Below are 10,785 nucleotides of genomic sequence, written 5' to 3' on the forward strand. Positions count from 1 at the left end.
TGGGTCGGCCCGGGGCGCTCATCGCGTCCCCGGGCCACTTTCCCGCATCATTCGGTATTAGGCAAGCCTTCCCTTAGGGGTCCCTGTGTGGCTTTCCCCGCTCCCCGGCACGGTCGGCCGGGGAAACCGGTGGTCCGGCGGGGGCGCGGGGGTTCCGCGGAGATCTCGGCGAGCACGGCCGCCAGGACGAGGAAGCGCCCGCGGACCGGGCCCGGCCGCTACGGGCCGGTGCCGCCCTGCGCACCGGGGGCCGGGCGGCGCAGGCGGCGCAGGGCGGGGTCGGCCGCGGTGACCGCGGCGACCACGGCGGTGCACGCGGATCCGGCGGCGAGCAGGGCCGCCGCCGGGCCGAGCAGGCCGGCCAGGGCGCCCATCACGCTCACCCCCAGCGAGCCGCCGACCGTGGCCTGGGCCAGCCAGACCCCGCTGACCCGGCCGCGCAGCGCGTCCGGGGTGCGCTCCTGCACCAGGGCGTAGCGCAGGATCTCCTCCACCGCCTGGGCGGAGCCCAGTGCCAGCAGGGCGGCCAGCGCGAACGGCAGGGAGGAGCTGGCGCCGAGGGCCGCCACCGCCGCACCGCAGCCCGCGACGGCTCCGCAGACCACCGCGCCGGGCCTGGGCACCCGCCCGGTCCAGCCGCTGGTCAGCGAGGCGAGGATCGCCCCGGCGGCCGGGGCGGAGTAGAGCAGCCCTGCTTCCCGGGCCCCCGCCTCCAATACCCGGTCGGTGAACTCCGGGATCAGCACCAGCGGCAGGGCCAGCGCCGCCTGGGTGAAGCCCAGCGCCATCAGCGGCCGCACCACCGGGTCGCGCACCGCGAACCGCAGCCCCGCCGAGGCCGCCCGCAGGCCGCCGCCGCGCTCCGCGCCGTCCGGGCGGGCGGCGGGCAGGAACAGGACCGACGCCGAGGCCGCCGCCGCGACCAGCGCGGTCCCGGCGAACCCCGCCGCGATGCCGGCGGTGGCGATCACCAGCCCGCCCAGCGCCGGCGCGACCACCGCTCCGGCCTGCGCGGTCAGCGCGAACAGGGCGCCCGCCGCGGGCAGCCGGTCCCGGCCGACCAGCGCCGGGACCATCGCCTGCTGGGCGAGCAGCCCGGTGGTGCCGAAGCAGCCGTTGACCGCCGCGCAGAGGTAGACGACCTCCAGCCGAGGGCCGCCCGGCAGCACCGTGTTGAGCGCGAACCCCGACACCACGGCGGTCTCGGCGAGCAGCGCGGCCAGCATCAGGCGGCGCCGGTCCACCCGGTCGGCGAGCAGCCCGCCGCCGAGCGTCCCGGCGAACGAGCTCAGCCCGTTGACCACGCTGACGCTGGCCACCAGCGCCGAGGAGCCGGTCATCGCGTACACCTGCAGCGGCAGCGCCACCATCCGGTATCCGCCGCCGAGCAGCGAGACCAGCCGGACCGCGAACAGGATGCGGAACGCGCCGCCGGCCCGCAGCGGGCTCAGGTCGATGGCCAGGGAGGCGGCCCGGAGCCGCCTCACCGCGCCGCTTCGCCGCCCTCCGGAGCGGCGGCGCGCTCCGCGAAGTAGAGGGCGGCGCGCTTGTGCGGCAGCTCGACCTCCCCGCCGAAGCGGAGCCCGGCCCGCAGCGCGGCCTTGCGCACCGCGGCGTTCCCGGTGTCCGGCTCGATCAGCACCCGGGCGCAGTGCGGGTCGGCCTCGAACACGGCGCGGGTCAGCGCCTGGAAGATCCGGGGTCCGGTGCCGCGGCCGGTGTCCACCCGGCGGCCGATGGCGATGTGCAGCCCGACGTCGTGCGGCTCGGCCGGGTAGGTGCGGCCGACGACGTCGCGGGCGGCCCGGTACAGCTCGATGTAGGCGATGTCGGCGCCGTCCTCGGAGACGATGAGCGGCCGGGAGAACGTGCCGGAGGCCTGCCCGGCCAGTTCCTCGGCCCACCGCTCCCGGGGCCAGGCCTGGTCGTAGAAGTCCGCGACGTGCGGGCGGTTCATCCAGGCGTGCACGAGCTCCAGGTCCGCGCCTTCGGCGGAGGCGATCCGCACCTCGAACGGCGCCGTCCGGGCCGGCAGCGGAGGCGGCCCCGCGGCGAGCGCCTCGGGGCCCGCGTCGATCTCCCTGGGTGAGCGCCAGGGCGCTCGGGTGCTGTCCGGCACCGTCGGTTCACCTCCGTGGTGGTTGCTGGCTCGGTACTGCGTCCTCGTACTGCGTGTTCAGCGCCTCCGGCGGCGCCCCGGCTCCGCGCCGGAGCGGGGCACGATCATCGCACCGCCGCCCGGACGCCGCCCGCCGGGGCCGCCGGGGCCCTCGGCCGCCCGCCCCGCTCCCCGGGGTCTCCCCCGGTGTCCGCGCCCGGCCGGGCGCTCCGGGAACGGTCCCCGCATCCCCGCCCGGGAGGCGGGGTCCCCGCTTCCCGTCCGCCGCGCCGACCGCCCGGAGGCGCCCCGGCGCCGGCGGGCTCCCGGAAGGCCGGCGGGCACCGGTGTCCGGGGCCGGGCCCGATGCCCTCCGGATCCCGGGCGATCCCGGACCGGCCCCGCCCCCGGGCGAGCAGGCGGAACCCCCGCCCGCCTCCCCTGACGGCCGCGCCGACCGCCCGGGAGGCGGGCCGGCGGCGGCCCTCCGGGGCCCGTTCCGGTGGGGTCAGAGCTTCTGCAGCACGCGCTTCTCCAGCTCGTCGAAGACGAGCATGCCGGTGGTGTAGCTCATCGCGCCCAGCTGCGGCACCGCGAAGACCTTGTCGTCCTTGGCCGGCCCGGTCTCCTTCCAGGGGCCCTGCTCCATGATCTTGCCGATCTCGGCCTCCGGCTCGCCGTCCTCCTCGCGGATCAGGACCGCGTCGTAGTCGTTCAGGACGTCCAGGTCCTCCACGGCGTGGCTCTCGCTGAACGCCCCGTCCTCGGCCTCCTCGCTGAAGCGCAGCCCCGCATCGGAGGGGATGTTGGGGCCGAAGGACTTCTCGTGCTCCAGCGTCCAGTTGCCGTCGCCGTAGGCGGCCACCGCCGCGAAGTCGGTCTCCTCCAGGACGCCGGCGTACTCCTCGGAGATCTCCGCGGCCCGCCGGTCGTACTTCTCGATCAGCTCCGCGTGGGCGTCGGCGACCCCCGCGGCGTCGGCGACCCGCTCGTTCATGTCCTTCCACTCGGCCGGCTCGTTCATCGCGGCGACCGCGACCGGCGCGATCTTCTCCAGCTCGGAGTAGTCGTACTCCATGGCGGAGGCCAGCCCGGAGATGATCAGGTCCGGTTCGAGCTCGGCGATCTGCTCGATGTTGATCTCCAGGTCGGTCCCGACGTCGGGCAGCTCCTCGACCCGCTCCAGCTCCTCGGGGGTGAGGCTCATGTCCTGGGTGCCCCGGGAGACGCCGACCAGCTCGGCCTCCTCGACCGAGATGAGCGGGGTGACCGCCCAGCCGATCGCGACGATGCGCTTCGGCTCGGCGGGGATCCGCACCTCCTCGTCGGTGTGGTCGCTGGCGAAGGAGCGGGTCTCGCCCTCGGCGCCGGCGTCCGCGCCGCCGCTGCCGCACGCTGCGGCGGCGAAGGCGAGGGCGCACGCCGCGGCACCGAGGCTCCAGCGGCGCCGCGCGGGCGGGGTGGGGGGAACGTCGATGGGCAACGTCTGCTCCGTTCAGAAGTCGACTGCGGTCGAGTGAGGCGACCCTATATCCATATAGGGCAGCCTTGCCTTAGTGGGGCCATCGCGGCCTCCGGGGCCGCGCCCCGGAGGCGCTTCCGGTCAGCGGCCCGCCTCCCGCTCCCAGGCGGCGAGCCGGGCGTCCAGCTCCGCGCCGACCGCCTCCAGGCCCGCCCCCTCCAGCATCCGCAGGTGCCCGGCGGCCACCGCGACCTCGGCGACCTCGCTCGGGCCGGCCTCCTTCCAGGCGGCGGCGGTACCGTCCGGGGCGTCCTCGGCGGTGAGCAGCAGCACCGGGCCGCCGTACCGGGGCGCTCCCGGCTCGGCCGGCCTGGCCAGCAGCTCGGCGGCGAACCGGTGGTTGGCGGCCAGCGGCCCCTCCTCCGGCCCGTCCCCGGCGGGGGTGCCCTGCAGCGGCGGGTCCAGCAGCGCGACCAGGCCCACCCGGGCGCCCTCCCGCTCCAGCGCCCCGGCCATCGCGTAGGCGAGCGTCCCGCCGAAGGACCAGCCGGCCAGGTGGTAGGGGCCGTCCGGGCACACCTGCCGGATCCGCCGCACGTAGTGCCGGGCCAGCTCCTCCAGCGAGGCGGGCGGGGCGCCGGCGCCGGTCGCGGCGGCCAGGTCGGGCGACTCCAGGCCGTACAGCGGCCGCTCCTCCCAGACGTGCCGGCGCAGCCCGGCGAAGGCCAGGGCCAGGCCGCCGGAGGGGTGCACGCAGAACAGCGGTGCGGCGGTGCCGCCGGCGCGGAGCGGCACCACGCCGTCGGGGAGCCGCGCCCCCTCCTCCCCCGGCCGCCCGGCGGCGTCCGCCGGTTCGGACGGTTCGGCCAGGCCGGCCGGGGTGGGGTGGGCGAACAGGTCGGCGATGGACGGGGAGGCCCCGGTCTCCGCGGCGATCCGGGCGCGCAGCCGCACCAGCAGCATGGAGTGGCCGCCGGAGGCGAAGAAGTCGTCGTCCGCCCCGACCTCGGGCACCCCGAGGACCTCGGCGAACAGCGAGCAGAGCAGCGCCTCGCGGGTGGTGCGCGGCGGCCGGCCGGGGGCGGCGGCCACCGCCTCGGGAACCGGCAGCGCGTCCCGGTCCAGCTTCCCGTGCGCGGTCAGCGGCAGCGCGCCGAGCACGGTGTAGGCGGCGGGCAGCATGTAGTCCGGCAGCCGCTCGGCCAGGTGCCGGCGGAGCACCGCCGGGTCGGCCGCCTGCCCCCCGGCGCCGGGCGCGGGCACCAGGTAGGCGGCGATCCGCCGGTCGCCGGGGGACGGCTCCCAGGTGTCCACGGCGGCCGCGGCCACCGCCGGGTGCTCCTCCAGGGCGGCGGCGATCTCGCCCGGCTCGATCCGGAAGCCGCGCACCTTCACCTGGTTGTCGGAGCGGCCGATGTAGTCGACCGAGCCGTCCGGAAGCCGCCGCACCAGGTCGCCGGTGCGGTACATGCGCTCCCCGGGGGCGCCGAACGGGTCGGCGGTGAACCGCTCCGCGGTGGTGCCGAACCGGCCCAGGTAGCCGCGGGCCACTCCGGCGCCGGCCAGGTAGAGCTCGCCGACGACGCCGGCCGGCACCGGGCGCAGCCGCTCGTCCAGCACGTAGGCCCGGGTGTTGGCGGTGGGCCGCCCGATCACCGGGCGCCCGCCCTCGTCCAGCCGGGCCGAGAGCGCGTCCACGGTGGTCTCGGTGGGCCCGTAGAGGTTGTGCACCACGGTCCCGGGCAGGTGGCGCAGCCGGTTCCACAGGGTCGGCGGCACCGCCTCCCCGCCGACGCCCATGGTCAGCGGGGCGCCCCGGGAGCCGTCCTCGCCGGGGACGCCCAGGCCCGCGGCGAGCAGCTGGGCGGCGTGCGAGGGCGCCGTCTCGATGAAGTCGATGCGCTCGTCGCGCAGCCGGCGCACCAGCAGCTCGGGGTCGTGCATCTCGTCCTCGGTGACGATGTGCAGGGCGTGCCCGTCGAGCAGCCACAGCTGCGGCTGCCAGGACGCGTCGAAGGCGAACGACCAGGAGTGGCCGACGCGCAGCCGGTCCCGCCCGGCGCGGCGCCGGGTGGGCAGGTAGAGCGTCTCCCGGTGCGAGGCGAACAGGTTGGCCACGCTGCGGTGCTGCACCTGGACGCCCTTGGGCCGGCCGGTGGAGCCGGAGGTGTAGATGGTGTAGGCGACGCAGTCGTCGCGCAGCGGGGCGCGGCGGTCGGCGTCGGTGGGCGCGGTGGCGGGGCGGCCCGCTCCGGTGGAGCCGTCCAGCACCAGGCGGGGCGGCCCGCCCAGGGCGGCGACCCGCTCCTCCAGCCGCGGGTCGGTGACGACCAGCGCGGGCGCGGCGTCCTCCAGCATCCCGGCGATCCGGTCGTCGGGGTAGGCCGGGTCGATCGGCAGGTAGCCCGCGCCGGACTTGAGCACCGCCAGGATCGCCGCGATGGTGTGCGCGGTGCGCGGCAGCACCAGGGCGACCAGGTCCTCGGGGCCGGCGCCGCGCGCGATGAGCTCGTGCGCGAGCCGGTTGGCGCGGGCGTCGAGCTCGCCGAAGCTCCATTCGTCGGCGCCGCACAGGACCGCGGGGGCGGCCGGGTCCTCGGCGACCCGGCGCTCGAACAGCTCCGGCAGGGTGACCCGCTCGGCGGGGACGTCCGGGCCCTGGGCGGCGGCGGCCAGGGCGCGCCGCTCGTCGGCGCCGAGCAGCGGGATGCGGCCCAGCGGCGTCCCGGGGTCGGCCGCCACCGCCTCCAGCAGCCGCTCCAGCCGGACCAGGATGTTCTCCGCGGTGGCGCGGTCGAACAGGTCGGTGGCGTAGACCAGGGCGCACTCCATGCCGCCCGCGCCGGCGGCGTCGGAGAACTCGAAGGCCAGGTCGAACTTTGCCGCGTCGGCGTGCACCGGGTGCGGGCTGACCCGCAGGCCGGCCATCTCCGGGGGCGTGCGCGCGCCCCGCTGGTAGGCCAGCATCACCTGGAACAGCGGGTGCCGGCTCATCGAGCGGACCGGGTTGAGCAGGTCGACCAGGCGCTCGAAGGGGATGTCGGCGTGCTCGTAGGCGGCCAGGCCGGTGGCGCGGGCCCGGGACAGCAGCTCGCTGAAGGACGGGTCGCCGGAGGTGTCGGTGCGCAGCACCAGGGTGTTGACGAAGAACCCGACGAGGTCGTCCAGCTCGGCGTCGTCCCGGCCGGCCACCGGGGTGCCCAGCGGCACGTCGGTGCCGGCGCCCAGCCGGGTGAGCAGGCCGGCGACCGCGGCCTGGAGCACCATGAAGGTGCTGACCCCGGCGGTTCCGGCCAGTTCGCGCAGCCGGGCGTTGAGCTCGGGGCCCAGTTCGGTGCGGACCGCGCCGCCGGCGCCGCGGGCCGCGGCCGGGCGGGGGCGGTCGGTGGGCAGCGGCAGCTCCTCGGGCAGCCCGCGCAGCGCCTCCCGCCAGAAGGCGGCCTGCCGGGACACCTCGCTGTCCGGGTCGTCCTCGGAGCCGAGCAGCGCCCGCTGGTGCGCGCCGTAGTCGGCGTACTGCACCGGCAGCGGCGCCCAGTCCGGCGCGGCCCCGGAGCGGCGCGCGGTGTAGGCGGCGCCGAGGTCGCGCAGGAGCGGCCGGGCCGACCAGCCGTCGGCCGCGATGTGCTGCACCACGATGAGCAGCACGTGGTCGTCGGGGCCGAGCCGGTACAGGAGGGCGCGCAGCGGCGGCTCGGACTCCAGCCGGAACCCGGTGGCGGCGGCCTCGGCCAGCGCCGCATCGACCTCGGCCTCGGCGATATCGATCACCGGCAGCTCGGGGCGGCCCTGCTCGGGGGCGAGGATGCGCTGGTAGGGCACGCCTTCGTCGTCGGGGTAGACGGTGCGCAGCGACTCGTGCCGGTCGGTGAGGTCGCCGAGCGCGGCGCGCAGCGCCTGCACGTCGGTCGCGCCGGTGAGGCGGGCGCAGAACGGGATGTTGTAGGTGGCGCTCGGACCGTCCAGCCGGTGCAGGAACCACATCCGCTGCTGGGCGTAGGAGAGCGGGCGCCGCTCGGCCTCTCCCGCCGGGCGCAGCGCGGGGCGGGCCCGGTCCGCGCCGAGGCTCCGGACCAGCCGGGCCACGGTGGGGGCGTCGAAGACGGTGCGCAGCGCGACCTCGCGGCCCAGCGCGGAGCGGATCCGCGCGACGAGGCGGCCGGCCAGCAGCGAGTGGCCGCCGAGGGCGAAGAAGTCGTCGTCGATGCCGACCTCGGGCACCCCCAGCACGTCGGCGAAGAGGTCGCAGAGCAGCTGCTCGACCGGGTCGCGGGCGGGGCGGCGCACCGCGAGCGCGGCGAAGTCGGGCTCGGGCAGCGCGGAGCGGTCCACCTTGCCGCTGGGCAGCACCGGCAGCGCCTCCATCGGCACCACCGCCGCGGGCACCATGGCGGCGGGCAGCCGCTCGGCGAGCAGGTCGCGCAGGCGCGCCGGGGAGGCGTCGGCGCCTTCGGCGGGCACCGCGTAGCCGACCAGCGCCGCGGAGCCGGAGCCGTCGGCGCGCACCGCCACGGCCGCGGCGGCGACCCCGGGCAGTGCCGCCAGTGCCGCCTCCACCTCCTCCGGTTCGACCCGGAAGCCGCGGATCTTCACCTGGTTGTCGGTGCGGCCGAGGAACTCCAGCTCCCCGTCGCCGTTCCAGCGGACCAGGTCGCCGGTGCGGTACATGCGCGCCCCGGGCGGGCCGTCCGGGTCGGCGGTGAACCGCGCCGCGGTGAGTCCGGGGCGGTTCAGGTAGCCGCGGGCCAGCACCGCGGCCCGCTCCGGGTCGGCCTCGGCCAGGTAGAGCTCGCCGGGGACGCCGGGCGGGACCGGGCGCAGGCCCCGGTCGAGGACGCGGGCGCGCACCCCGGGGTCGGGGCGGCCGATCGGCACCCGCTCGCCGGGGCGGGGGCGGCAGGCGCCGATGGTGGCGTTGACGATGCCCTCGGTGGGGCCGTAGCAGTTGAACATCGGGCCGCGGGCGGCGAACCGGCGGACCAGGGCGGGCGGCACCGCCTCGGTGCCGGCCAGCACCGTCATGCCGGCGGGCAGCTCGACGTCCTCGGGCAGTGCGGAGAGCAGCGCCGGCGGCAGGGCGGCGTGTGTGACGGCCTGCTCGCGCAGGAAGTCGGCGAGCGGCGGGGCGGGCACCCTGAGCTCGTCGGGGACCACCACCAGGCGGCCGCCGCCGAGCAGGCCGATGCACATCTCCCAGAAGGCGACGTCGAACCCGGGCGAGCCGAACTGGGAGATGCGCGCGCCGCCGGCGGCGCCGATCCGGTCCCGGGCGGTGGCGGCCAGCTTGGCTATGCCCGCGTGCGGGACGACGACTCCTTTCGGCGTCCCGGTGGAGCCGGACGTGTAGATGACGTAGGCGGCGGAGTCCGGGGTGAGCGGGGCGGTCCGGTCGGCGTCGGTGGGCGCGTCGGCGCGGGCGGCGGCCGCCTCCGCGGCGTCCCGGCCGTCCGGGACGAGCAGCGGGGCGCCGGTGAGGCCGGCGATCCGCTCGGCCAGCCCGTCGGAGGCGAGGGCGCACACCGGATCGGCGTCGGCGAGCATCACCGCGATCCGCTCGTCGGGGTGGGCCGGGTCCAGGGCCAGGTAGGCGGCGCCGGACTTGAGCACCGCCACCAGGGCGATGATGAGCTCCGGGGAGCGCGGCACCGCGACCGCGACGGTGCGCTCCGGGCCGGCGCCGCGGGCGATGAGGGCGTGCGCCAGCCGGTTGGCGCGCTCCTCCACCTCGGCGGCGGTGTAGGCGGCGCCCTTGCCGGTGAGCGCGGTGGCGCCGGGGTCGGCGGCGACCCGGCGCCGGAACAGCTCGGGGAAGGTCGCCGGGGGCACGTCCACCGCGCCGCCGGACTCGGCGCGGGCCAGCTCCTCCCGCTCACCGGGGCCGCCCAGGGCGAGCCCGGAGACGGGGGCGTCCGGGTCGGCGGTGATCGCGTCGAGCAGCCCGGCCAGCCAGTCGGCGGCGCGGCGGGCGAAGCCGGCGGGAACCCGGTCGGGGCGGTGGCCGAGCTTGAGCCGGAGCCCTCCGTCGGGGGCGCCGCCGGGCACGGCCGCGGCGGACAGCGGGTAGTGGGTGGCGTCGGCGGAGCCGCGCACCCGCGCCGCCAGGCCCGGCACGCCTTCGGCCGGGTCGGCGCCTTCCAGCGGGTAGTTCTCGAACACCAGCAGGGTGTCGAAGAGGTCGGCGGCGCCCGCCGCGCTCTGGATGTCGGCCAGGCCGAGGTGGACGTGGTCCAGGAGGCGGGCCTGCTCGTCGCGGATCCGGGTGAGCAGCGCGGCGGCGCTCTCGCCGCGGCGCAGCGCCACCCGCACCGGGACGGTGTTGATGAACAGCCCGATCATCGACTCGGCGCCGTGCAGCTCGGCGGGGCGGCCGGACACGGTGGTGCCGAACACCACGTCGTCGGTGTCGAGCAGCCGGGCCAGCAGCAGGCCCCAGGCGGCCTGCAGCACCGTGTTGGGGGTGACGCCGCGCTCCCGGGCGACCCGCTCGATCCGGCCGCTCAGCTCGGCGGGGAGGTCCACCACGACGCCCTGCGGGTCGGCCTCGGGCGCGGGGCCGACCGGGCCGTCCTCGGAGACCGGGCGGGCCGGCTCGGCCGGGACCGCCTCGGCCAGCCGGGTGGGGCCGGGCAGGCCGCGCAGCGCGTCGCGCCAGGCCTGCTCGGCCGCGGCCCGGTCCCGGGCGCTCAGCCAGGCCAGGTAGTGGCGGTAGGGGACGGGGCGGGGCAGCCGGTCGGGCCCGGCCGCCGCGTAGATCCGGAACAGGTCGCGCACCAGCAGCGGCAGCGACCAGCCGTCGAGCAGGATGTGGTGGTGGGTGACGGCCAGCACGTGCCGGTCCGGGGCGGTGCGGGCGAGCACGAACCGGATCGCCGGCGGCCGGGCCAGGTCGAAGCGGGCGGCCCGCTCCGCTTCGAGCAGGGCGTCCAGCTCGCCACCGGAGGCCTCGGCCTCCCTCCAGGCGGCGGGGACCGAGCGGCCGATCAGGGCGGCCGGCTGGCCGTTCTTCCGGCGGCGGAAGGCCGCGCGCAGCTGGGGGTGGCGCTGGAGCAGCCCGTCGGCGGCGCGGCGCAGCCGGGCCGCGTCGAGGGGGCCGTCCAGTTCGAGGGCGACCTGGACGTTGTAGGCGTCGGCCGCTCCACCGCCGAGTCCGCTGTGGAAGAGCAGCCCCTCCTGGAGGGGCGTCAGCGGGAGGATGTCCTCCAGCCCGGATGCGCTGCTCACGTGG

At 77.7% G+C, this 10,785-nt stretch carries 4 protein-coding genes; all 4 read right to left on the reverse strand.

The genetic code is table 11. The annotated features are described in order from the left end of the window. Positions 1 to 218 precede the first annotated feature (218 nt). The gene (gene entS / locus J0910_RS21000; protein WP_420160260.1) at positions 219 to 1,487 is read right to left on the reverse strand and encodes an enterobactin transporter EntS; all 1,269 of its coding nucleotides are present in this window, start codon (positions 1,485 to 1,487) and stop codon (positions 219 to 221) included. Then, complete coding sequence (locus J0910_RS21005) at positions 1,484 to 2,119, reverse strand: GNAT family N-acetyltransferase (protein ID WP_420160261.1); 636 nt, start codon at positions 2,117 to 2,119, stop codon at positions 1,484 to 1,486. Before J0910_RS21005 ends, entS begins: the two co-directional genes overlap by 4 nt. A 487-nt stretch (positions 2,120 to 2,606) precedes the next feature. Then, positions 2,607 to 3,581, reverse strand: coding sequence for an ABC transporter substrate-binding protein (locus J0910_RS21010; RefSeq protein WP_420160262.1), 975 nt, complete (start codon positions 3,579 to 3,581; stop codon positions 2,607 to 2,609). A gap of 120 nt (positions 3,582 to 3,701) precedes the next feature. Next, positions 3,702 to 10,781 (reverse strand): amino acid adenylation domain-containing protein, encoded by a 7,080-nt coding sequence (locus tag J0910_RS21015; RefSeq protein WP_420160263.1) that lies wholly within the window; start codon positions 10,779 to 10,781, stop codon positions 3,702 to 3,704. Positions 10,782 to 10,785: the final 4 nt, after the last annotated feature.

Source organism: Nocardiopsis oceanisediminis (assembly GCF_048595525.1).
GTDB lineage: Bacteria > Actinomycetota > Actinomycetes > Streptosporangiales > Streptosporangiaceae > Nocardiopsis_A > Nocardiopsis_A oceanisediminis.